Below are 22,613 nucleotides of genomic sequence, written 5' to 3'. Positions count from 1 at the left end.
GCGAGCGCAGCGAGTCGAAGCCTACAAGGACACCTTCATGAGTTACCTGAGTATCCGCAGCCTGCACAAAAGCTACGGCGCCACCCCGATCTTCAGCGACATCCACTGCGAGATCGAAAAAGGTGAGTTCGTCACCCTGCTCGGCCCCTCCGGCTGCGGCAAGTCCACCCTGCTGCGCTGCATCGCCGGCCTGACCGAGGTCGATGGCGGGCAGATCCTCCTGGGCGACCAGGACCTGGTGCCGCTGTCGCCGCAGAAGCGCGGCATCGGCATGGTGTTCCAGAGCTACGCGCTGTTCCCCAACATGACCGTGCAGCAGAACGTCGCCTTCGGCCTGCGCATGCAGAAGGTCGGCAAGGACGAGACCGCCCAGCGCGTCGACGAGGTGCTGCGCCTGGTGGAGCTGCACGACTATGCCGCGCGCTACCCGCACCAGCTCTCCGGCGGCCAGTGCCAGCGCGTGGCCCTGGCCCGCTCGCTGGTGACCCGCCCGCGCCTGCTGCTGCTCGACGAGCCGCTGTCGGCGCTGGATGCACGCATCCGCAAGCACCTGCGCGAGCAGATCCGCGCCATCCAGCAGGAGCTGGGTCTGACCACCATCTTCGTCACCCACGACCAGGAGGAGGCGCTGACCATGAGCGACCGCATCTTCCTGATGAATGCCGGCAAGATCGTCCAGAGCGGCGATGCCGAGTCCCTCTACACCGCGCCGGTCGACGCCTTCGCTGCCGGTTTCATCGGCAACTACAACCTGCTCGATGCCGATGCCGCCAGCCGCCTGCTGCTGCGTCCGGTGCACCAGCGCATCGCCATCCGCCCCGAGGCCATCCGCCTGGAAGACAGCGGCGCCATCGCCGCCGAGGTGCTCGGCCACAGCCTGCTCGGCAACGTGATCCGCTACCGGGTGCAGGCCAACGGCGTGGAGTTGCTGGTGGACGTACTCAACCGCTCGGAAGGCTCGCTGATCGGCAAGGGCCAGTGCATCGGCCTGTCCATCGACCCCAACGCGATCCGGGAGGTGGCGTGATGGCCCTGGCGATCTTCGACCTCGACGAAACCCTGATCCACGGCGACTGTGCCTCGCTGTGGGCGCAGCACATGGCCGACATCCAGTGGGTCGACGGCGAGTCCTTCCTCGCCCGCGAACAGGAACTGATGGCGCTCTATTCCCAGGGCAAGCTGGCCATGGAGGACTACATGGCCTACACCCTGTCGCCGCTGGTGGGGCGCACACCGGAGGAAGTGGCCTTCGTCGTCGGCCCCTTCGTCGAAGACGTGATCGAGCCGATCATCTACAGCGACGCCATGCGCTGCCTGGCCGCTCACCGTGCGGCCGGCGACCGCCTGCTGATCATCTCCGCCTCGGCACATTTCCTGGTCAGCGCCATCGGCGAACGCCTGGGCGTCGAGGAAGTCCTGGCCATCGACTGCGAGCTGCAGCACGGCTGCTACAGCGGCAAGACCAGCGGCGTACTGACCTACCGCGAAGGCAAGGTCACCCGCCTCGCCGCCTGGCTAGAGGCCGAAGGCGAGAGCCTGGACGGTGCGCATTTCTACTCCGACTCGCGCAACGACCTGCCACTGCTGCAGCAGGTGCCGCATCCCCATGCGGTCAATCCGGACCCGACCCTGCGCGCTCACGCCGAGCAGGCCGGCTGGGACATCCTCGCCTGGCACTGACAGCGCGCGAGCCGGCTCAGGCCAGGCTCGCGTCGAGCTGCAGCACCAGCTTGCCGGCCACCTGGTTGCTGGCCAATGCGGCGAAGGCGGCATCCACGTCCTTGGCCGGGTAGACGCGCTCCAGCTGCGGCTTGAGGCGGCCTTCGGCGAACAGCGGCCAGACATGACGCTGCAGATCGGCCAGCAACTCGGCCTTGAACTGCTCGTCACGGTTGCGCAGGGTCGAGCCGGTCAGCTGGATGCGCTTGCCGAGCAGCAGCGCCATGTCCAGCGGCGCCTTGCTGCCGCCCATCAGGCCGATACACACCCAGCGGCCATCGCGGGCCAGCAGCTGCAGGTTGAGCTCGGCGTAGCTGGCCCCCACCGGGTCGAGAATCACATCGAACGGCCCGAAGTCGCGCAGGCTCTCCAGCGCCTCGCCGCGAATCGCACCGCCCTGGGCACCGAGCCCCACGCAATAGGCCAGGCGCTCGGCCGAGCCGACGCTGACCCAGCAGGGATTGCCGAAGGCCTTGCACAGCTGGATCGCTGCCGAGCCGACGCCGCTGGCACCGGCGTGCAGCAACACCTTCTCGCCGGGCTTGAGCGCGGCCAACTGGAACAGATTGAGCCAGGCGGTGGCGTACACCTCGGGCAGCGCCGCCGCTTCGGCCAGTGAGAGGCCCTCGGGTACCGGCAGGCAATGGCGGGCGTCCACCACCACCTCCTCGGCCATGCCGCCACCGGCCAGCAGGGCACAGACCCGGTCACCGACCTGCCAGGCGCTGCCGGCACCGACCTCGATCACCACCCCCGAGCACTCCAGGCCGAGGATATCGCTGGCGCCCGGCGGTGGCGGGTAATGCCCGGCCCGCTGCAACAGGTCGGCACGGTTGAGGCCGGCGGCGGCCACGCGAATGCGGACCTGCCCCACATCGCAGGCAGGAACCACCCGCTGCACCCACTCCAGCTGCCCCTCGATGCCTTGCAATGCCTTCATGCTGCCTCCATAGTGAGTGAGACCCCGGCAATAGACAGCATGCGGCTTTGCGCCTACCGTCGGGTTTTTGCATTCTGCCGCCCGGCTCCCACGGAACCGGCGCCCTACCAGACGGCCTAATATGCGTTATCACCTGCCTTCGCGTCGAACCACCATGCAGAGATTCCTCCCCGCTACCGCCCTGGCCCTGCTTCTCGGCCTGCACGCCCTGCCCGCCGCCGCCAAGGCCGCCGCGGAGAACTGGGCCTACCTGCAGCCAGACCGCGAACAGGTGATCGCCAGCCTCAACGTGGTCGAGCTGCTCAAGCGCCACCACTACAACAAGCCCCCGCTGGACGACGCCCGCTCGGCGAAGATCTACGAGGGCTACCTGAAGATGCTCGACCCGGCGCGCAGCTACTTCACCGCCGCCGACATCGCCCAGTTCGACCGCTGGCAGAACAGGTTCGACGACCTGCTCAAGAGCGGCGACCTCGAGCCCGGCTTCATCATCTACCGCACCTACCTGCAGCGTGCCGAGGAGCGCCTCGACCGGGTTGACGCCCTGCTCGCCGCCGGTGTCGACAATCTCGACTTCGGCATCGACGAGAGCCTGCTGGTGGACCGCGAGAAGGCCCCCTGGGCCAAGGATCAGGCCGAGCTGGACGACCTCTGGCGCAAGCGCGTCAAGGACGAAGTACTGCGCCTGAAGATCGCCGGCAAGGACAGCAAGGACATCCAGGAGCTGCTGCAGAAGCGCTACAACAACCAGCGCAAGCGCCTGTCGCAGACCCGCGGCGAGGACGTGTTCCAGGCCTACATCAACGCTTTCGCGCAGACCTACGACCCGCACACCAACTACCTCTCCCCGGACAACGCGGAGAACTTCGACATCAACATGAGTCTGTCGCTGGAAGGCATCGGTGCCGTGCTGCAGACCGACAACGAGTACGTCAAGGTGGTGCGCCTGGTGCCTGCCGGCCCGGCCGAGAAGAGCAAGCTGATCGCGCCGGCCGACAAGATCATCGGCGTGGCCCAGGGCGACAAGGAAATGGTCGACGTGATCGGCTGGCGCCTGGATGAAGTGGTCAAGCTGATTCGCGGGCCCAAGGGCTCCAGGGTCCGCCTGGAGGTGATACCGGCCAGCAACGCGCCGAGCGACCAGACCAGCAAGGTGGTCACCATCGTCCGCGAAGCGGTCAAGCTGGAGGAACAGGCGGCGCAGAAGTCGGTGCTCAAGCTGCAGCACGAGGGTCGCGACTACAAGCTCGGCGTGATCAAGGTCCCGGCCTTCTACCTGGACTTCAAGGCCTATCGCGCCCAGGACCCCAACTACAAGAGCACCACCCGCGACGTGAAGCGCCTGCTGGGTGAACTGAAACAGGAGAAGGTCGACGGCGTGGTCATCGACCTGCGCGACAATGGCGGCGGCTCCCTGCAGGAAGCCACCGAGCTGACCGGACTGTTCATCGACCAGGGCCCGACAGTGCTGGTGCGCAATGCCGACGGCCGCGTCGACGTGCTGGCCGACGAGGAGCCCGGGGTGTTCTACGACGGCCCGCTGGCCGTGCTGGTCGACCGACTGTCCGCCTCCGCCTCGGAAATCTTCGCCGGTGCCATGCAGGACTACCATCGCGCGCTGATCCTCGGTGGCCAGACCTTCGGCAAGGGTACGGTGCAGACCATCCAGCCGCTCAACCACGGCGAGTTGAAACTGACCCTGGCCAAGTTCTACCGGGTTTCCGGGCAGAGCACCCAACACCAGGGCGTGCTGCCGGACATCGCCTACCCGGACATCGTCGACACCCAGGAGATCGGCGAAAGCGCCCTGCCCGAGGCCATGCCCTGGGACAGTATCAAGCCGGCCGTGCGCCCGGACAGCAATCCCTACAAGCCCTTCCTCGCCGAGCTGAAAGCCCGTCACGAGTCACGTACTGCGGACAACCCGGACTTCGTCTTCACCCGCGAGCGCCTGGCCCTGGCCCAGGAGCTGATGGCCGAGACCAGCGTCAGCCTCAACGAGGCCAAGCGCCGCGCCCAGCACGCCGATATCGAGGCCCGCCAACTGGCGCTGGAGAACGCCAAGCGCAAGGCCAAGGGCGAGGAGCTGCTCAAGGAGATCAAGGAAGAAGACGAGGACGCCGCGCCGGCGGAGCCGGAGAAGACCAAGCCGGAAGACGACGCCTACCTGACCGAGAGCGGGCGCATCCTGCTCGACTACCTCGGCCTGGAAGCCACGCTGGCCAAGCACTGACGAGAAGTCATCAAACAGTCATCGAACTGTCGTGAAATAAGGGCCGGTAGCGATACCGGCCCTTTTCTTTCCGGCAGATCGAGACACCTCCATGACCGTCACCGAGCAGTTGAGCGCCCTGGAATCCATCCTCGCTCACGGCGACTTGCACAGCCTGTTCCAGCCCATCGTCTCGCTCTCCGAGCGACGCATCCTGGGCTACGAGGCACTGACCCGAGGCCCCTCCAACAGCCCGCTGCATGCACCCATCGCGTTGTTCAGCGTGGCGCGCAACGCCGGCCGCCTGAGCCAGCTGGAGCTGGCCAGCCGCAAGAGCGCCTGCCGCCGCTTCCGCGACCAGGGCCTGGACGGCAAGCTGTTCCTCAACGTCTCGCCGGAATCGCTGCTGGAGCCCAGCCACCAGCCCGGACGCACCCTGCGCCTGCTGCAGGAGTTCGGCATCGCCCCTGACCGGGTGGTGATCGAGCTCACCGAGCAGGCGCCGATCGACGACTTCCAGCTGCTCGACACCGCCCTGCACCACTACCGCGCCATGGGCTTCTCCATCGCCCTGGACGACCTCGGCGCCGGCTACTCCAGCCTGCGCCTGTGGTCCGAGCTGCGCCCGGACTACGTGAAGATCGACCGCCACTTCATCGACGGCATCCATCAGGATGCGGTCAAGCGCGAGTTCGTCGACTCCATCCTGAAGATGGCCAAGGCCTCGCGTGCCCAGGTGATCGCCGAGGGCATCGAGCTGGCCGAGGAGCTGGCAACTCTGATCGAGATGGGCGTCGACCTGGTCCAGGGCTACCTGCTGTGCCGCCCCCAGGAGCAGCCGCCGCGTGACGCGCAGAAGCTGCTGCCGCGCCTGGACAACCTGGCCCCGGCCCTGGGCGAGGACGCCGGTGACCTGTCCGCACTGCTCAACGAACAGCCGGCCGTACCCCAGGACACACCGATCGCCGTGGTACTGGAGGCCTTCCGCGCCCAGGCCAACCTCAATTCCCTGGCGGTGCTGGATGAGCGTGCGCAGCCGGTCGGCATCGTGCATCGCCACTCACTGTCCGACGCCCTGCTCAAGCCCTTCGCCACCGACCTGTTCGCCCGCAAGCCGATCAGCCGGCTGATGAGCACGGACTTCCTCGCGGTGGATATCGGCCAGTCGCTGCAGCAGGTCAGCCGCCTGCTCACCAGCCGCGCGCGCCAGCGCATGGAAGAGGACTTCATCATCGTCCAGCAGGGGCGCTACCGCGGCCTGGGGCGGGTGATCGACGTGCTCAAGCTGATCACCGAGCTGAAGATCCAGCAGGCCCGCCACGCCAATCCGCTGACCCTGCTGCCGGGCAACGTACCCATCCAGCAGTGCCTCGGCCGCCTGCTGCAGCAGGGCCGCGAGGCCGTGGTGTGCTATGTGGATATCGACAGCTTCAAGCCGTTCAACGACCTCTATGGCTATGCCAAAGGTGACGAGGTTCTGCTGTGCCTGGCCCAGTGTCTGAACGAACGGGTCGACCCCAGCCGCGACTTCGTCGGCCATATCGGCGGCGACGACTTTCTCCTGGTACTGGGGCCGGACACCTGGCGCGAACGGCTCAACCAGCTGCTGGAGGACTTCCAGGCCCAGTGCCGGCGCTTCTACCGCGAGGAGCACCTGCAGGCCGGCTGCTTCGTCAGCCACAACCGCCAGGGCCGGCGCGAGGAATTCCCGCTACTGTCACTGTCGATTGGCGTGGTCCAGCTGCACCCGCAGAGCTGCGCCAGACTCGATGCCAGCCAGCTGGCCGGCCTGGCCTCGGAAGCCAAGCGCCAGGCCAAGGCGGTGCCCGGTTACAGCCTGCACATCCTCGACACCCTCAACCTTTCGGCCTGAAGCCAAGCGCCTCGGCCTGGCGGGCGAAACGCTCGGCCTGCTGCGGGTCGACCGGCAGACCGGGAGCGCCTTCCCGATAGAGTTGCGCCAGGCGCTGCGCCGCCAGCGGATGGCCAGCCTCGGCTGCCCGCGCCCACCAGCGCGCCGCCTCGGTGGCATCCGCGGCCTGGCGCGCGTCGCCGGCCAGGCACTGCACACCGAGCTGGTAGGCGGCCTTGCCATCGCCGCCCTGAGCGGCCAGACGCAGCAGGCGCAGCCCCTCCTCGCGGGCGCCGAAGCCCTGGCCGCGAAACAGCAGGAGGTGGCCGTAGAAGCCCTGTGCCGGCACATGGCCGAGGGCCGCCATGCGCGCATACTGGCCCTGCATCCAGGCCCAGGCCCGTGGCTGCTGCACCAGCCAGCGCCAGTGCAACAGGCGGCGCGCCAGCCAGTAGCCCAGGCGCGCGCGCAGGGTCCAGAGCATCAGGCCTCCTCGGGGTAGCTGAACTCGAAGACCCGCGCCACCTCGGCAGCGTGCCAGGAGGCAGCGGCAATGCCGTCGGACGGTCCGGAGAAGCGCCCGAGGCGAGCCACGCACTCGAAGAAACCGGTGCGCGGCAGGCGGCTGGCGCCCTGGCTGATCACCAGCGCGCTGCGCAGGGGGCGTTCGGCGCGGGCGTCGAGGGCGGCCAGGTGTTCCAGGGCGGCGGTCAGGGTCTGCATGGCCGGGGTCGGCAGCTGCAGGCGCTCGACCAGGGCGCGGTAGGTCAGCAGGTGACGCTGGCGGCGGGCATCTTCCAGCTCGCCGAGCAGAGCCTGCCAGTGTTGACGATGGATACGCACGCTCAAGAAGACTGCTCCCAGTCGCCGATTTCCAGCACACGCCCCAGCGAACGCAGGATGGCCCCATCGGGCTGGCGCTCGCCGCTTTCGATCATGTTCAGGTAATGCGGGCTGATGCCCACGGCACGCGCCAGATCGGCCTGGGACAACCCCTTGGCCTCGCGCAACGCCGCCAACTGGTCGAGCCGGGCCGCGCCAGGCTGGATGGTTTCGGCGACGGCAGCCGGGGCCTGGCCGGCCGCCTGCAACAGGGCCTGGTAATCGGCCCAGGGCAGCACGGCGTACTCCGCCTCGCCGTCGCGCATGATGACTTGCACACTCATTACAGCTCTCCGTGGAAAGCAGTGCCGAAACGTTCGGCACCTCCCTTGCAGGCGCTCATCTTAACAGTCGGGTCACCTTCAAAGCGTGACCTATACTGACCCGGCAGACAAGAGTCGGGAGCCGAGCACGGATGGCCAAACGCCTGCTGATCTGCCTGCTCTGCGCCGGCAGCCTCAGCGCCTTCGCCGAAGAGCTACGCTGGGGCTTCGGCCCGCTGGACGGCATGCCCTATGTCGACGTGGAAAGCCAGCAGCTGGTCGGCGGCTTCACCCTGCTGCTCGGCCAGCGGGTCGGCCAGCGCCTGGGCCTGCAGGTGCGCTTCATCGAGGCGCCGAACAACCGCCTGGAAAGCTTCCTGCTGCAGGGCCGCATCCAGCTGATCTGCAACGCCAATCCGGCCTGGCTAGGGCCCTCGGCCAGACTGCACTGGTCAGCACCGCTGTACGAGGAGGAGGACGTGCTGCTGCAGCATGTACGGCAGCCAGCCTTCAGCGATCTGGCCAGCCTGCGCGGCAAGACCATCGGCACCAGCCTGGGCTTCGTCTACAGCGCCGCACTGATGGCGGCCTTCGCCGACGGCAGCGTAGTGCGCAAGGATGTCCGCGATCTCGAAACCCGCCTGCACATGCTGGCGCTGCGGCGCCTCGACGCGGTGATCGACATGCGCCGCCCCCTGACCTATCGCCTGGCGCGCGAGCCCGATCTGCCGTTGCGCTTCAGCCCTTGGGTGGTGCAGCGCTACAACATGCACTGCGTCTACGGGGAGCCACTGCCGATAGCCGCCGAACGTCTGGATGAGATCCTGCAGGAGATGCGCGACAGCGGCGAAATCCGCGCACTACTGCTGCAGGCGGAGCGCCGGTTGCACTGACTCCGGCCACCAGCTAGTCGGGCTGCCCCGCCTGTACCGGGGGTAGCGCCTCGATACGCTGCAGCGTGGCGACGGGCTGTGTCTCGCGCCAGGCGCGATAGGCTTGCAACTCACCCTCCCAGGTACGCAGGACCCAGGCCAGCACCGCCAGATCGTCCAGCAGGCCGACAGCCAGTAGCCAGTCCGGGGCCATGTCCAGCGGCACCAGGAAATACACCAGGGCAGCCACCACGGCGAGCAGGGCCTGCTTGCTGATGTCTCGATACTCTCCACGCCACCAGGCTGCGCAGAGTCCCTGCATGAGATTCAGATCGGCGCGCAAGCGGGCAAACCTGGCTCCGCCTTCGCCCTTGCGAGCGACGGCCAGCAGCAGTGCCGGCAATCGCCCACGAGCCAGCACGCGCTGAGCCAGGCGAAGGTAACGCACACTGTTCCAGGGAATGCTCATGGTGATTCTCCGCGATACCGCATGGCTGCTGGGTCAGGTCCGGTTATCCACCGAAGCTGTGGATAACCCTGTGAACAGTTGTTTGATGAGTCGAGCAAACGCCCGTATCACGCGGCCTCGCTACAGATCGGGCATTTTTTGCTCACGAATAAAAAATTATATAAATCAGCTAGTTACAGCAATCGTACCGCTCATCAAAACTGTAACAGTCGGTGCAGGAAAGGTAACTCGGGCAATGTGCATAACCGTAACACCATCTGGCCCCGCACTCCCATTCAGACCGCCAGGTCGCCTACCGGTTCTGCAAATGAAAACGCCCCGGCAAGCGGGGCGTTGTCTTGTGCAGCGAGCGTTACTGCGCCGGGGCAGCCGGGTCCTTGATCGCCAGCAGTTCCAGCTCGAACACCAGCACCGAGTTGGCCGGGATCGCCGGGCTCGGGCTCTGGGCACCGTAAGCCAGCTCGCTGGGGATGTACAGCTTGTACTTCTCACCCACATGCATCAGCTGCAGGCCCTCGACCCAGCCCGGGATCACGCCGCTGACCGGCAGATCGATGGGGCTGCCGCGCTCGATGGAGCTGTCGAACACGCTGCCGTCGGTCAGCTTGCCCTCGTAGTGCACGGTGACCACGTCGGTGGCCTTGGGCTGGGCGCCGTCGGCCTTCTTCAGTACTTCGTACTGCAGACCGGAAGCGGTGGTGATCACGCCCTCCTTCTTACCATTCTCTTCGAGGAACTTCTTGCCGGCGGCGGCGGACTCCTCGTTGAGCTTGGCCATGCGCTCCTCGGCACGCTTCTGCAGGAACTCGAAGGCATCCTTCATGTCCGCGTCGGTGATTTTCTGCTCCTGCTTACCAATGGCATCCTCGATGCCCATGGCCACGGCCTTGGAGTCCAGATCATCCAGGCCTTCCTGGGACAGGCTCTTGCCCATGTTCAGGCCAATGCCGTAGGAAGCCTTCTGCGCCGGGGTCTTGAGTTCCACTTCGCTGGTCTGCGCATCGCAACCGGCCAGTACCAGGCCGACCAGGGCAACCGCCGCCGCAAGACGATGTTGTTTCATGCTTGTTCCTTGTAGAAGCCACGAAGGGCAATGAGAGAGCGCGAGCTTAGCAGCCTGCAGCGAGCACTGGCTACGGCACAATGGGAACCGCAAACGATGCAGAAGTTCAGTGGCGCAGGCCGGCTGGCGAAGAGCCCGCCTGGGCGCGGAGAAATCGCGGGCAAAAAAAAACGACCTTTCGGTCGTTTTCTTCAAGCTCCGGTCTTCAGTCTAACCAGAGCTTTGTGTATGGCGCAGCGGACGGGACTCGAACCCGCGACCCCCGGCGTGACAGGCCGGTATTCTAACCGACTGAACTACCGCTGCGCATAACCTCGAAAGTGGTGGGTGGTGACGGGATCGAACCGCCGACCCTCTGCTTGTAAGGCAGATGCTCTCCCGGCTGAGCTAACCACCCAGTGCTCTCGAAGTGGTGCGCATTCTAGGGATGCCCTTTCACCTTGGCAAGCCTTTTTTGAAAAAAATTTTCGAGCAGTTCCAAAGGCTTAGCTTCACCCCCGGCAATGGAGAATAATGCGCGCTTCGTGTTCAAGGAGTGTTCATTCCCATGTGGTTCCGCAACCTGCTCGTTTATCGCCTGACCCAGGACGTTCCGTTCGACGCCGAGGCCCTGGAGGCAGCGCTGGCCGCCAAGGCCGCGCGCCCCTGCGCCAGCCAGGAGCTGACCACCTACGGTTTCATGGCGCCGTTCGGCAAAGGTGGCGACGCGCCGCTGGTGCATGTCAGCGGTGACTTCCTGCTGATCGCCGCACGCAAGGAAGAACGCATCCTGCCCGGCAGCGTGGTGCGCGACGCACTGAAGGACAAGGTCGACGAGATCGAGGCGCAGCAGATGCGCAAGGTCTACAAGAAGGAGCGCGACCAGCTCAAGGACGAGATCGTCATGAGCTTCCTGCCGCGCGCCTTCATCCGCCGCTCCAGCACCTTCGCCGCCATCGCGCCCAAGCTCGGCCTGATCCTGGTCGATACCGCCAGCGCCAAGAAGGCCGAAGACCTGCTGTCCACCCTGCGCGAAGCCATAGGCTCGCTGCCGGTGCGTCCGCTCTCCGTGAAGATGGCGCCGACCGCCACCCTCACCGACTGGGTCAAGGCCCAGGCCGCAGCGCCGGATTTCTTCGTGCTCGACGAGTGCGAGCTGCGCGATACCAGCGAAGACGGCGGCGTGGTGCGCTGCAAGCGCCAGGACCTGACCAGTGAGGAAATCCAGCTGCATCTGTCGTCCGGAAAGCTGGTCACCCAGCTGTCCCTGGCCTGGCAGGACAAGCTGTCCTTCGTGCTGGACGACAAGTTCGCAGTCAAACGCCTGCGTTTCGAGGACCTGCTGCAGGACCAGGCCGCCCAGGACGGCGGTGACGATGCGCTGGGCCAGCTCGATGCCAGCTTCACCTTGATGATGCTGACCCTGAGCGACTTCCTGCCGGCGCTGTTCGAAGCCTTCGGCGGCGAGGAAATCCCGCAGGGTATCTGATCCGCTGCGCAGACTGCACGGGGCCATCCGTCCTTCATGACTTGCCCTGTGCAGCCGACTGTGCAAAATAGCGAACAACGCGAGGACGACCTCGCCGCTCCATTCGAGTGACCATCCGGGACGGCCCGCCCATTCGTTGTAAGGAGCCATCCCATGTCCTGGATCATTCTGTTTCTCGCCGGCCTGTTCGAGGTCTGCTGGGCCGTCGGCCTCAAGTATACCGACGGCTTCAGCCGCCCCCTCCCCACCCTGCTCACCGTCGCGGCCATGGTCGTCAGTATCGGCCTGCTCGGCCTGGCCATGAAGGAACTGCCGTTGGGCACCGCCTATGCCATCTGGACCGGGGTTGGCGCCGTCGGCACGGTGATCGCCGGCGTGCTGCTGTTTGGCGAGTCCATGGCGCTAATGCGCCTGGGCAGCGTAGCGTTGATCGTCATCGGCCTGGTCGGCCTCAAGCTCAGCCACTGATAGGCCCCAAAGAAAAAGCCCGCCAATCGGCGGGCTTTTATTCGATCGGGTCAGCGCTGATCACCGCGCAGGCGCATCACCTGCTCCTGCATGACCAGTCTGCCGGTGTCCGCCGGTAGCGGCGTGCCGGCGACTATGTTGACCCGCGACCACAGGCGCTTGAACAGGCCCTTGTGCGGCGCACGACTGAAGAAGCTGCCCCACAGGCCCTGCAGAGCCAGCGGAATCACCGGCACCGGGTTGGCCGCGAGGATGCGCTCGACCCCGGCCTTGAACTCGTCGATCTCGCCATCGGTGGTCAACTTGCCCTCGGGAAAGATGCACACCAGCTCGCCCGCCGCCAGGTACTCGGCGATCCGCGTGAATGCCCGCTCGAACACCTCCGGGTCCTCGTTGCGCCCGGCGATCGGCACGGTGCCGGCGGTGCGGAACACGAAGTTGAGCACCGGTAGATCGTAGATCTTGTAGTACATGACGAAGCGCAACGGCCGGCGTACCGCGCCACCGATCAACAGGGCATCGACGAAGGACACGTGGTTGCACACCAGCACCGCCGCGCCCTCGTCGGGAATGACATCCAGATTCTGATGGCGCACCCGGTACATGGAATGGCTGAGCATCCAGATGAGGAAGCGCATGGTGAACTCGGGGACGATCTTGAAGATGTACAGGTTCACTGCGATGTTCATCAGCGAGATGGCCAGGAACAGCTGCGGGATGCTCAGCTTGGCCACGCTGAGGAAGAGGATCGACACCAGCGCCGCCGCCACCATGAACAGCGCGTTGAGGATATTGTTGGCGGCGATCACCCGCGCCCGCTCGTGCTCCTCGGTGCGCGACTGGATCAGTGCATACAGCGGCACGATGTAGAAGCCGCCGAACATGCCGATGCCGAGAATGGCGGCAAGCACCCACCAGGCCTGGCCAACGCCCAGCAGCCCCAGCCAGTCGTAGGGTGTCGCTGGCTGAGGGAAACCGCTGGAGAACCACCAGAGCAGGATTCCGAACAGGGTCAGGCCGAACGAGCCGAAGGGCACCAGGCCGATCTCCACCTTGTGCCCGCTCATGCGCTCGCAAAGGATCGAGCCCAGGCCGATACCGATGGAAAACACCGCGAGGATCAGGGTCACCACGCTCTCGTCGCCGTGCAGCAGTTCCTTGGCGAAGGCCGGGATCTGCGTCAGGTACACGGCCCCGAGAAACCAGAACCAGGAGTTGCCCACCAGCGAGCGCGACACCGCCGGGCGCTGGCCAAGCCCCAGGCGCATGATCCGCCAGGATTGGCGCAGGATGTTCCAGTCCAGCGGCAGCTCCGGCAGCGCTGCCGCCGCACGCGGCACATGGCGGCTGGCCAGGTAGCCGGCCACGGCCACCAGCACCACCACGCCGGCCACCAGCGCGGCATAGCTGTCGCTGGCCATCAGCATGCCGGCGCCGATGGTGCCGGCGAGGATGGCCAGGAAAGTACCCATCTCCACCAGCGCGTTACCGCCGACCAGCTCCTGCTCGCGCAGCGCCGCCGGCAGGATCGAGTACTTCACCGGACCGAACAGCGCGGACTGGGTCCCCATCACGAACAGGGTGGCCAGCATCAGCGGCAGGCTGCCGAGCAGGAAGCCCAGCGCGCCAACCAGCATGATCACCACCTCTGCCAGCTTGATCGCACGGATCAGCGCATCCTTGGCGAACTTCTCGCCGAACTGGCCGCCAAGGGCGGAGAACAGGAAGAACGGCAGGATGAACAGCAGTGCGCAGAGATTGACCAGCAGATCGCGGTCGGCGCTGACACTGAGCTTGAACAGGATGGCGAGGATCAGCGACTGCTTGAACACGTTGTCGTTGAACGCACCGAGCAGCTGGGTGATGAAGAACGGCAGGAAGCGCCGGGTGCCGAGCAGGGCGAATTGCGAGTGTGGGGTCATCGTCCTTGTACCTGTCATATGGGCGGCAAACGCCGTCCTGCATTGGACAGCATCCAGCCCTGACAAAGCCACACCCACGTGTGGCATTCGCCCAGGATCGTCGCGGAAAAGTGCTAGAGCGGCAGCTGCCCCAGCCACCCGCGCAACAGAAAGAACACCAGCAGGCCGCCCCCGATGGTCGCCAGCAGGTGGCGGGTCGCGGCGGCGATGACGATGGTCACCAGGCCGGCCAGCAGGTAGGCGTTGTCCAGGCTCAGGGCCCAGCTCTGGCCGTCCGGCAACAGCATGCCGGGCACCACGATAGCGCTGAGCACGGCGGTCGGCACGTAGTGCAGGCCCTGGCGCACCATGGGCGGGAAGTGCAGGTCGGGAAAGGCGAACAGGCTGTAGCGGGTGGCGAAGGTGATCGCCAGCATGCCGAGGATCAGGAGCCAGTTGTCCATCAGAACACCTCGTCCTGCAGCAGGCGGTAGCGCCGTTCCAGCACCACGCCGACGACGATGCCGGCACCGGCCGCGGCCATCAGGCCGAGCTTGTAGGGTAGCGCGTGGCAGACCAGCGCCACCGCCCCGGCCACCAGGGCCGCCGCCACCTGCGGGCGGTTGCGCAGCATGGGCACGACGATGCCGATGAAGGTGGCGAGCATGGCGAAGTCCAGGCCCCAGGCGCCGATGTTCGGCACCGCCTGGCCGAACACCAGGCCGATCAGGGTGCAGGCCTGCCAGTTGAGGTACATGGCCAGCGCCGCGCCGAGGAAGTACCAGTGCTTGTGTGGCGAGGCATCGCTTTCGGCATAACGGTGCTGGACCACGGCGAAGGCCTCGTCGGTCAGCCAGAAGGCCAGCGGCACCCGCCAGCGCTTGGGCAGGTGGCGCACGAAGGGCTGCAGGCTGGCGCTGTACAGGGCGTGGCGCAGGTTGACCACCAGGGTGGTCAGCCACAGCACGGCCAGGGTCGCGCCGCCGCCGAGCAGGCTGATGGCGATGAACTGGGCGGAGCCGGCGAACACCAGCAGCGACATGCCGATGGTCTGCCAGGGCGTGAGGCCGGCGGCACCGGCCAGGCTGCCGAAGATGATGCCGAAGGGAATGGCACCGAGCAGCATCGGCAGCATGTCGCGCATGCCCTGCAGGAATTCGTGGTGACGGGACATGGAACCTCCTTGGAACGAGGAGGCTAGCTGGCCGCCACGGCGCCGTCTTGAACGATATTGCTGCACCCCGCAGCAGCGGGGTTCCTCAGGACAGCCAGGGGATCACAGCGAGTCCAGGTAGCGCTCCACGTCCAGGGCTGCCATGCAGCCGGCGCCGGCCGAGGTGATGGCCTGGCGGTACACCGAGTCGGCCACGTCGCCGGCGGCGAACACCCCGGCAATGCTGGTGGCGGTGGCGTTGCCATCGCGGCCGCCGTTGACCACCAGGTAGCCATCCTTGAGCGCCAGCTGGCCCTCGAAAAGCGTGGTGTTGGGGGTATGGCCGATGGCGACGAACAGGCCGTCGACCTTTAGCTCGCTGCGGGCGCCATCGCTGTGCCTCAGGCGCACCCCGGTGACCCCCGTCTCATCGCCCAGCACCTCGTCCACCTCGGCGTTCAGGCGCAGCTCGATCCTGCCCTCGGCGATGCGCGCCCTGAGCTTGTCCTGCAGGATCTTCTCGGCACGGAAGGTCTCGCGGCGGTGTACCAGGGTCACCTTGCTGGCGATGTTGGCCAGGTACAGCGCCTCCTCCACCGCGGTGTTGCCACCGCCGACCACCGCCACTTCGCGGCCCCGGTAGAAGAAGCCGTCGCAGGTGGCACAGGCGGACACGCCCTTGCCCATGAACGCCTGCTCGGACGGCAGCCCCAGGTAGCGGGCGCTGGCGCCGGTGGCGATGATCAGCGCATCGGCCGTGTAGGTGCCGCTGTCGCCGACCAGGGTGAAGGGCTTGCCGGCCAGGTCTACGGCGTTGATATGGTCGAAGACGATCTCGGTCTCGAAACGCTCGGCATGCTCCTGCATGCGCTGCATCAGTGCCGGCCCGGTGAGACCGTGGGGGTCGCCGGGCCAGTTGTCGACCTCGGTGGTGGTGGTCAGCTGGCCGCCGGCCTGGATGCCGGTGATCAACAGCGGCTTGAGGTTGGCACGGGCGGCGTAGACGGCCGCGCTGTAACCCGCGGGGCCTGAACCGAGGATGATGACGCGGGCGTGACGGTTGGCGGACATGACCGGCTCCTGAATAAAAGGGGGTTATCCACAGCACTTGGGGAAGGCTTGGGAGGAACGGACGACCCCGACAAGGGAAACTGCGGCCACGCTACCGGGCCGCCGCCATCGGAGAAAATACCCATTCTCAATGCCGCCGATAGCCCGGGCCTATGCGCCAGAGCGCTAGGTCTATACTCGGCTCATCCCACCCCAGGACGCACGATCGGCATGACGCTGCGCAAACGCCTGTTCTGGCTCTTCGCCCCCCTGCTGGCCCTGGCCCTGGTCATCGCCTACCTGCTCTCGCAGAGCCTGATCCTCACCCGCTTCGACCGCCAGGACGCCGCCCTGCTGGTCGCCGAGGCCGAGCGTGCGCGCGCGCTGCTGGACAATAACCTGAACCGCAATCTCGACCTGCTGCTCAGCTATGCCCAGTGGGATGCCAGCTACGAGTTCATGCTCGGCCAGCACCCGGACTTCGTCCAGCGCAACATGGACACCGAGGCCCTGCGCCAGATGAACTTCGACTTCATGGTCTACCTGGACACCGATGGTCAGGTTCGCGCCGAGCAATGGCTGCCGCCGGACCTCCCGGATCTGCTGGCATTGGGGAACGACAAGCCACGTAGCCATGAGTCGCTGCGCACCAGCATCCTGACCCTGGCCGAGCGCCTGCGCCACCGCGACGGCGAGGGTCCGCGCGGCCAGCTGGTGGCCTTGCAGGGCGTACCACTGCTGCTCGTGATGAGCGACATCAGCAACAACCAGAACAGCCTGCCCAGCGTCGGCACCCTGGTGGCCGGCCACTTCATCGACGGCGAGCGCGCCGAGAACCTGCAGAGTCAGCTCAGCGGCACCCTGCGTCTGTTGCCACCGGACGAGGAGATGGTGCGCTGGAAGATGCTGTCCAGCCTCGACCAGACCAGCATCAACCAGATCGAGATCAGCCCGCGGCGCATTCTCGACGACGACCATCACCAGGTGGTGCTGCTGTTCAGCAACAGCCTCGACGAGCCCGAGCTGATGTTCGAACTGACCCGCGAGCGACGCCTGTACCTGGAGGGCCGCAAGGCCATCGCCATCTTCCTGGCGCAGGCCGGCACGGTCGGCGTCGCCGCCTGGCTGCTGATCTACCTGGGCCTGGAATTCGGCATCCTGCGCCGGGTCTCACGCATGCACCGGGAAATCGCCGGCATCGGCCCGGACTCCGCCGGCCAGCGCCTGAGCGATGCCGGGCGCGACGAGCTGGGTCGGCTGGCGGCCGAGACCAACCGCATGCTGGCCCGCCTGGAACAGAGCGAGACGCGCGACCGCGAGATCCTCGACGCCATCCAGGACGGCTACTTCGAACTGGCCCCGGATGGCACCATTCGGGCGGTCAACCGCGCACTGTGCAGCATGCTGGGTTATCCGGCCGAGCAGTTGCTGCAGCGCTCCTTCGAGACGGTGCTGGAGGAGCAGGACATCAAGCGTGCCCGCGAACTGTTCCGCCAGAGCTGGGACACCGGCAGCGATGCCACTTTCGCCGCGCCTTTCCGCCGCCGCGACGGCAGCCAGGGCTACTACGAGACACGCTTTTCGCTGATCCGTGACGCCCAGGGCAACTGCGCCGGTTATCGCGGCATCCTGCGCGACATCAGCGACCAGATGGCCTACCAGCAGCGCCTGCTGGACATGGCCTACCACGACCCGCTGACCGGGCTGGGCAACCGCAAGGCCTTCCACGAGCAATTGCGCCAGTCCATCGAGCAGGCCAAGCAGCCGCTGGCGCTGCTGTTTCTCGACCTGGATCGCTTCAAGGAGGTCAACGACCGCTTCGGCCACGACGTCGGCGACACCCTGCTGCAGCACATCGCCGAGCGCCTGCGTGGCACCGTGCGCCAACCGGACCGGGTCTATCGCCTGGGTGGCGACGAGTTCACCCTGATCCTGACCGACAGCAGTGCGGAAACCGCGCAGAAGCTCGCCGAGCGCCTGCGCGAGGCACTGCAGCACGTCATCCGCATCGGTGCGCTGAGCATCGACTTTGTTACACCGAGTATCGGCATCGCCCTGTGCCCACAGCACGCCGACGATGCGGACGGCCTGATCAAGGCCGCCGACAGTGCCATGTACGAGGCCAAGCGCGAGCGCAACCGCACCTGCCTGTATCACCCCGGCATGCTTTCCTCCTCCCCGCAAAGTGGTTAAGGTCGGCGCGTTTTTCAGCGCAACGGAGATCACGATGCTCACCCCCGCCCTGTCCGGCCCCCAATACCTCGGCCAAGGCCTGAAACTGGTGCTCAGTCCTGGCCTGCGCCTGTTCGTGCTGCTGCCGCTGACGGTCAACACCCTGCTGTTCGTCGGCCTGATCGTGCTGGCCATGCAACAGTTCGGCGGCTGGGTGGACAGCTTCATGCCCAGCCTGCCCGACTGGCTGAGCTTTCTCGAATACCTGCTGTGGCCGCTGTTCGTGCTGCTGGTGCTGGTGATCATGTTCTTCACCTTCACCCTGCTGGCCAACGTCATCGCCGCGCCCTTCAACGGCTTCCTCGCCGAGAAGGTGGAAGTGGTGCTGCGCGGCCGCGACGACTTCCCGCCGTTCAGCTGGGCCGAACTGCTGGCCATGATGCCGCGCACCATCGGCCGCGAGTTGCGCAAGCTGGCCTACTTCCTGCCGCGCGCCATCCCGCTGCTGATCCTCACCTTCGTACCGGTGCTCAACCTGCTGGCCGTGCCGCTGTGGATACTGTTCGGCATCTGGATGATGGCCGTGCAGTACATCGACTACCCGGCGGACAACAACAAGCTGGGCTGGGACGAGATGCTCGCCTGGCTGCGCGAGAAGCGCTGGCAGAGCCTGGGCTTCGGCGGCACCGTGTACCTGGCGCTGCTGGTGCCCTTCTTCAACATTCTGGTGATGCCCGCCGCCGTGGCCGGCGCCACCCTGTTCTGGGTGCGCGAGCGCGACGTCACCGCGCAGTAACCGGGCCGTCACCAACCCTTCATGGCGTCGTCGCAGACTGGCGCCATGAATGTCACGAACCTGCATATCGCCCTGGTCAGCGAGACCTTTCCGCCCGAGATCAACGGCGTGGCCAATACCCTTGGCCGCTTGTGCCAGGGTCTGCGCGAGCGTGGCCATCGGCTGCAGCTGGTGCGCCCGCGCCAGGCCGACGAGGACACCCCCGACGACGAGGACCTGCTGCTCACCCGCGGCTGGCCGCTGCCGGGCTACGCCGGCCTGCAGTGGGGCCAGTCGTCGCTGCACAAGCTGCTGCGCCGCTGGCAGCGCCATCGCCCGGACGTGCTGTACATCGCCACCGAGGGCCCGCTCGGCCTGTCCGCCCTGCGCGCCGCGCGGCGCCTGGGCATCCCGGTGGTCAGCGGCTTCCACACCAACTTCCAGCAGTACAGCGACCACTACGGCCTGGGCCTGCTCAGCCGCCTGCTGACCGGCTACCTGCGCTGGTTCCACAACCGCTCGCGGCTGACCCTGGTGCCCAGTCCCAGCCAGCGCCTGGAACTGCAGCGGCGCGGCTTCGAGCGCCTGGAGCTGCTGGCGCGGGGCGTCGACGGTCAGCAGTTCCACCCGATGCGCCGCTCGGCCGAACTGCGCGCCGAATGGGGCCTGGGCGAGAACGAGATCGCCGTGCTGCACGTCGGCCGCCTGGCCGCGGAAAAGAATCTGCAACTGCTGGTGCGCGCCTTCCGCAGCCTGCAGCAGAGCCTGCCGCAGCGCCGCCTGAAACTGGTGCTGGTGGGCGACGGCCCGCTGCGCCCGCAACTCCAGGCCGAGCTGCCCGATGCCCTGTTCTGCGGCGTACGCCGCGACGCGGAGCTGGCCGAGCACTATGCCAGCGGCGACCTGTTCCTCTTCCCCAGCCTGTCCGAGACCTTCGGCAACGTGGTGCTGGAGGCCCTGGCCTCGGGCCTGGCCGTGGTCGCCTTCGACCAGGCCGCGGCGGCCCAGCACATCCGCCACGGGCACAACGGTGCCCTCGCCACCCCCGGCGACGAGACGGCCTTCATCGAGGCCGCGCACTGGCTGCTGGAGGACGCGGAAAGCCTGCGCCGGGTACGCCTGAACGCCCGCCGACACGCCGGCCAGCAGGGTTGGGCCAGCATAGTCGAGCAGTTCGAGGCACACCTGCGCCAGGCCCGCATCGCCCCCGCGCCGGAATGAACCACTTGCAACCCTGAACGGCAGGCATAAAAAAACCGGCCTGCCGGGAGGAGTGCCCGTGCAGACCGGTGGACGGGCCGAGTGGATCGGCCCCAGGGGAGAGTCGGGTATCAGGCGACCTGGGCCAGCTGCTCGCGGGCCTTGGCCAGGCCTTTCTCCTGGAACTCGGCGCCCATGTTCAGGCCCTCGGCGTGGATGAACTGCACGTCGTGGATGCCGATGAAGGCCAGCGCCTGGCGCAGATAAGGTTCCTGGTGATCGAGGCCGCTGCCGGCGTAGATGCCGCCGCGGGCGGTCAGCACGAAGGCGCGCTTGCCTGTGAGCAGGCCCTGCGGGCCGGTCTCGGTGTACTTGAAGGTGACTCCGGCGCGCAGCACGTGATCCAGCCAGGCCTTGAGGGTGCTGGGGATGGCGAAGTTGTACATGGGCGCGGCCAGCACCAGCACGTCGGCAGCCAGCAGCTCATCGGTCAGCTGGTTGGAACGGGCGGCGGCGGCCTGCTCCGCTTCGCTCTGCTGCTCGACCGGCTTCATCCAGCCACCGAGCAGGGCTTCATCCAGGTGCGGCACCGGCTGCTTGGCCAGGTCGCGAACCTGTACCTGGTCCTGCGGGTGGGCGGCTTGCCACTGGGCGACGAAATCGGCGGTCAGTTGGCGGGAGACGGAATCCTGTTGACGGGCGCTGCTTTCGATAACGAGTACACGGGACATTTGGCTGACCTCCATCGGGGGTGATTGGCTTCGATGGGGTGCAGATTATGGTCAGCCATTAAGATAAAAAAGCGCAAATATCCGCTACTACCAATCAACAAAGTTGATTTATCTGCCGCTGCGCTCTAGTCTCAACCCTGCTGGCAGGTCAGCTCGACACGCAGCTTGATGATGTCGCGGGCGAACCTTACCGTCAGGTTGGCGGTATCGCCGGCCTTGACCTCGACCTTGCGTGTACGCGGAGCCTCCGGACCGTTGCGGAACAGCGCCGTGCACTGGGCAGCCACGGAGCCGTAGTTGTACAGCAGCACCGCGCCGATGTTGCGATCCACCTGCTGGCTGGTGGCGGAAACCTCGGCGCCATTGAGCTGCTTCTCGATTTCGATCGGATAGGCGGCAGCGGTCAGCGGCAGCAGCGCGAGCAAGGCCAGGCAACAGTTTTTCATCGGTATCTCCTCGTCCGGGGATGCCCAGATTAGAGAAGAGGAAGCGGCGATGAAAGCGCCCCGTGTCACCCTGGAACAATGGCGCACCCTGCAGGCGGTGGTCGACCATGGCGGCTTCGCCCAGGCCGCCGAGGCCCTGCACCGTTCGCAATCCTCGGTGAGCTACACGGTGGCGCGCATGCAGGAGCAGCTGGGCGCGCCGCTGCTGCGCATCGACGGGCGCAAGGCGGTGCTCACCGAGGCCGGCGAGGTGCTGCTGCGTCGCTCGCGGCAGCTGGTCAAGCAGGCCAGCCAGCTGGAGGAACTGGCCCACCATATGGAACAGGGCTGGGAAGCGGAAGTGCGCCTGGTGGTGGACGCCGCCTACCCCACCGCCAACATCGTCCGCGCCCTCTCCGCCTTCATGCCGCAGAGCCGTGGCTGCCGCGTGCGCCTGCGCGAGGAGGTGCTGTCCGGGGTCGAGGAAGTGCTCAAGGAGGGCTCCGCCGACCTGGCCATCAGCGCCCTCAACATCACCGGCTACCTGCCTATCGAGCTGGGCGAGGTGGAGTTCATCGCCGTGGCCCATCCGGAACATCCGCTGCACCGCCTGCAACGCGAAGTGACCTTCCAGGACCTGGAAGGCCAGATGCAGGTGGTGACCCGCGACAGCGGGCGCATCCAGCCGCGCGACTCGGGTTGGCTCGGCGCCGAGCAGCGCTGGACGGTCGGCAGCCTGCCCACCGCGCGTACCTTCGTCTCCAGCGGCCTGGGTTTCGCCTGGCTACCGCGCCACCTGATCGCCCGCGAACTGGCCGAGGGCCTGCTCAAGCCGCTGCCGATGGAACAGGGCGGCACGCGCAAGCCGCGTTTCTGCCTGTACAGCAACAAGGACAAGGTGCTCGGCCCGGCCACCCAGATCCTCATCGAACTGATCAAGAACTTCGACGGCGCGCCGCTGGATGCCCCCTTTGCCGCCCCGCTGGCCAGCGACTGAG

23 protein-coding genes and 2 tRNA genes are annotated in these 22,613 nt (G+C 66.5%); 11 read left to right on the top strand and 14 right to left on the bottom strand.

Features of this window, described 5'->3' with window-relative positions; all coding sequences use genetic code 11:
* The first annotated feature begins 37 nt into the window (after positions 1-37).
* Both AAG092_RS17840 and AAG092_RS17835 read left to right on the top strand, forming a co-directional pair.
* Positions 38-1,027 (top strand): ABC transporter ATP-binding protein, encoded by a 990-nt coding sequence (locus AAG092_RS17840; RefSeq protein WP_373387732.1) that lies wholly within the window; start codon positions 38-40, stop codon positions 1,025-1,027.
* The gene (locus AAG092_RS17835) at positions 1,027-1,680 is read left to right on the top strand and encodes an HAD family hydrolase (RefSeq protein ID WP_373387731.1); all 654 of its coding nucleotides are present in this window, start codon (positions 1,027-1,029) and stop codon (positions 1,678-1,680) included. The genes AAG092_RS17840 and AAG092_RS17835 overlap by 1 nt, the downstream gene beginning before the upstream one ends.
* Before the next feature lie 16 nt (positions 1,681-1,696).
* Here the strand turns inward: AAG092_RS17835 and AAG092_RS17830 are convergent, their stop codons facing one another.
* The gene (locus AAG092_RS17830; protein ID WP_373387729.1) at positions 1,697-2,659 is read right to left on the bottom strand and encodes an NAD(P)H-quinone oxidoreductase; all 963 of its coding nucleotides are present in this window, start codon (positions 2,657-2,659) and stop codon (positions 1,697-1,699) included.
* 154 nt (positions 2,660-2,813) lie between these two features.
* Here AAG092_RS17830 and AAG092_RS17825 point away from each other — a divergent pair, with 154 nt between their 5' ends.
* The gene (locus tag AAG092_RS17825) at positions 2,814-4,892 is read left to right on the top strand and encodes a carboxy terminal-processing peptidase (RefSeq protein ID WP_373387728.1); all 2,079 of its coding nucleotides are present in this window, start codon (positions 2,814-2,816) and stop codon (positions 4,890-4,892) included.
* A gap of 91 nt (positions 4,893-4,983) precedes the next feature.
* Positions 4,984-6,744, top strand: a complete 1,761-nt coding sequence (locus AAG092_RS17820) for a bifunctional diguanylate cyclase/phosphodiesterase (protein WP_373387727.1) — start codon at positions 4,984-4,986, stop codon at positions 6,742-6,744.
* Here AAG092_RS17820 and AAG092_RS17815 read toward each other — a convergent pair.
* Genes AAG092_RS17815 through AAG092_RS17805 form a run of 3 tightly spaced genes read right to left on the bottom strand, consistent with a single transcriptional unit; the run spans position 6,728 to position 7,889 of the window.
* Positions 6,728-7,207: a sel1 repeat family protein gene (locus tag AAG092_RS17815; protein WP_373387726.1), complete on the bottom strand. Its 480-nt coding sequence runs from the start codon at positions 7,205-7,207 to the stop codon at positions 6,728-6,730. The two genes, AAG092_RS17820 and AAG092_RS17815, sit on opposite strands and share 17 nt — an antisense overlap.
* Positions 7,207-7,572 (bottom strand): hypothetical protein, encoded by a 366-nt coding sequence (locus AAG092_RS17810; protein ID WP_076584353.1) that lies wholly within the window; start codon positions 7,570-7,572, stop codon positions 7,207-7,209. The genes AAG092_RS17815 and AAG092_RS17810 overlap by 1 nt, the downstream gene beginning before the upstream one ends.
* Positions 7,569-7,889, bottom strand: a complete 321-nt coding sequence (locus tag AAG092_RS17805; protein ID WP_110682331.1) for a helix-turn-helix transcriptional regulator — start codon at positions 7,887-7,889, stop codon at positions 7,569-7,571. Before AAG092_RS17805 ends, AAG092_RS17810 begins: the two co-directional genes overlap by 4 nt.
* A 131-nt stretch (positions 7,890-8,020) precedes the next feature.
* Between AAG092_RS17805 and AAG092_RS17800 the strand changes: the two genes are divergently transcribed.
* A complete protein-coding gene (locus tag AAG092_RS17800; protein ID WP_373387725.1) occupies positions 8,021-8,761 on the top strand; it encodes a substrate-binding periplasmic protein in 741 nt (246 codons plus the stop codon).
* Positions 8,762-8,774: 13 nt separating this feature from the next.
* Here the strand turns inward: AAG092_RS17800 and AAG092_RS17795 are convergent, their stop codons facing one another.
* The 4 genes from AAG092_RS17795 to AAG092_RS17780 form a co-directional block, all read right to left on the bottom strand.
* Positions 8,775-9,209 carry a YkvA family protein gene (locus tag AAG092_RS17795; RefSeq protein WP_373387724.1) on the bottom strand — a complete coding sequence of 145 codons (435 nt, stop codon included), beginning with the start codon at positions 9,207-9,209 and terminating at the stop codon, positions 8,775-8,777.
* Between the two features lie 352 nt (positions 9,210-9,561).
* Positions 9,562-10,272, bottom strand: a complete 711-nt coding sequence (locus AAG092_RS17790; RefSeq protein ID WP_373387723.1) for an FKBP-type peptidyl-prolyl cis-trans isomerase — start codon at positions 10,270-10,272, stop codon at positions 9,562-9,564.
* Between the two features lie 229 nt (positions 10,273-10,501).
* Positions 10,502-10,578 (bottom strand) — tRNA-Asp (locus AAG092_RS17785).
* A 15-nt stretch (positions 10,579-10,593) separates the two neighbouring features.
* A tRNA-Val gene (locus tag AAG092_RS17780) sits at positions 10,594-10,669 on the bottom strand.
* A 150-nt stretch (positions 10,670-10,819) separates the two neighbouring features.
* Between AAG092_RS17780 and rdgC the strand changes: the two genes are divergently transcribed.
* Together rdgC and sugE are read left to right on the top strand one after the other, a co-directional pair.
* Positions 10,820-11,740: a recombination-associated protein RdgC gene (gene rdgC, locus AAG092_RS17775; protein ID WP_373387722.1), complete on the top strand. Its 921-nt coding sequence runs from the start codon at positions 10,820-10,822 to the stop codon at positions 11,738-11,740.
* Positions 11,741-11,893: 153 nt separating this feature from the next.
* Complete coding sequence (gene sugE / locus AAG092_RS17770; protein WP_110681847.1) at positions 11,894-12,208, top strand: quaternary ammonium compound efflux SMR transporter SugE; 315 nt, start codon at positions 11,894-11,896, stop codon at positions 12,206-12,208.
* A gap of 50 nt (positions 12,209-12,258) precedes the next feature.
* Here sugE and AAG092_RS17765 read toward each other — a convergent pair whose 3' ends face one another.
* The 4 genes from AAG092_RS17765 to trxB all read right to left on the bottom strand — a co-directional run bounded on the left by AAG092_RS17765 (position 12,259) and on the right by trxB (position 16,333).
* Positions 12,259-14,130 (bottom strand): MFS transporter, encoded by a 1,872-nt coding sequence (locus AAG092_RS17765; protein ID WP_373387721.1) that lies wholly within the window; start codon positions 14,128-14,130, stop codon positions 12,259-12,261.
* 113 nt (positions 14,131-14,243) lie between these two features.
* A complete protein-coding gene (locus tag AAG092_RS17760; protein ID WP_110681845.1) occupies positions 14,244-14,573 on the bottom strand; it encodes an AzlD domain-containing protein in 330 nt (109 codons plus the stop codon).
* Complete coding sequence (locus AAG092_RS17755) at positions 14,573-15,283, bottom strand: AzlC family ABC transporter permease (protein WP_373387720.1); 711 nt, start codon at positions 15,281-15,283, stop codon at positions 14,573-14,575. The genes AAG092_RS17760 and AAG092_RS17755 overlap by 1 nt, the downstream gene beginning before the upstream one ends.
* Before the next feature lie 102 nt (positions 15,284-15,385).
* Positions 15,386-16,333, bottom strand: coding sequence for a thioredoxin-disulfide reductase (gene trxB, locus AAG092_RS17750; protein ID WP_373387719.1), 948 nt, complete (start codon positions 16,331-16,333; stop codon positions 15,386-15,388).
* 210 nt (positions 16,334-16,543) lie between these two features.
* Here trxB and AAG092_RS17745 point away from each other — a divergent pair, with 210 nt between their 5' ends.
* Genes AAG092_RS17745 through AAG092_RS17735 form a run of 3 tightly spaced genes read left to right on the top strand, consistent with a single transcriptional unit; the run spans position 16,544 to position 20,480 of the window.
* Positions 16,544-18,505, top strand: coding sequence for a diguanylate cyclase domain-containing protein (locus AAG092_RS17745; RefSeq protein WP_373387718.1), 1,962 nt, complete (start codon positions 16,544-16,546; stop codon positions 18,503-18,505).
* A gap of 34 nt (positions 18,506-18,539) precedes the next feature.
* Positions 18,540-19,280 (top strand): sulfate transporter CysZ, encoded by a 741-nt coding sequence (cysZ, locus tag AAG092_RS17740; RefSeq protein ID WP_373387717.1) that lies wholly within the window; start codon positions 18,540-18,542, stop codon positions 19,278-19,280.
* 21 nt (positions 19,281-19,301) lie between these two features.
* Positions 19,302-20,480, top strand: coding sequence for a glycosyltransferase family 4 protein (locus AAG092_RS17735; RefSeq protein WP_373387716.1), 1,179 nt, complete (start codon positions 19,302-19,304; stop codon positions 20,478-20,480).
* Positions 20,481-20,590: 110 nt separating this feature from the next.
* Here AAG092_RS17735 and AAG092_RS17730 read toward each other — a convergent pair whose 3' ends face one another.
* Both AAG092_RS17730 and AAG092_RS17725 read right to left on the bottom strand, forming a co-directional pair.
* A complete protein-coding gene (locus tag AAG092_RS17730; protein WP_373387715.1) occupies positions 20,591-21,190 on the bottom strand; it encodes an FMN-dependent NADH-azoreductase in 600 nt (199 codons plus the stop codon).
* A gap of 131 nt (positions 21,191-21,321) precedes the next feature.
* Positions 21,322-21,636 carry a 3-phosphoglycerate kinase gene (locus tag AAG092_RS17725; RefSeq protein WP_373387714.1) on the bottom strand — a complete coding sequence of 105 codons (315 nt, stop codon included), beginning with the start codon at positions 21,634-21,636 and terminating at the stop codon, positions 21,322-21,324.
* A 49-nt stretch (positions 21,637-21,685) separates the two neighbouring features.
* Between AAG092_RS17725 and AAG092_RS17720 the strand changes: the two genes are divergently transcribed.
* Positions 21,686-22,612 (top strand): LysR family transcriptional regulator, encoded by a 927-nt coding sequence (locus tag AAG092_RS17720; RefSeq protein WP_373387713.1) that lies wholly within the window; start codon positions 21,686-21,688, stop codon positions 22,610-22,612.
* Position 22,613 lies beyond the last annotated feature (1 nt).

This window comes from Pseudomonas alcaligenes (genome assembly GCF_041729615.1).
Lineage (GTDB): Bacteria > Pseudomonadota > Gammaproteobacteria > Pseudomonadales > Pseudomonadaceae > Aquipseudomonas > Aquipseudomonas alcaligenes_B.
Note: the sequence above shows the minus strand (reverse complement) of the source record. Positions and strands in the feature narration are given on the sequence as shown.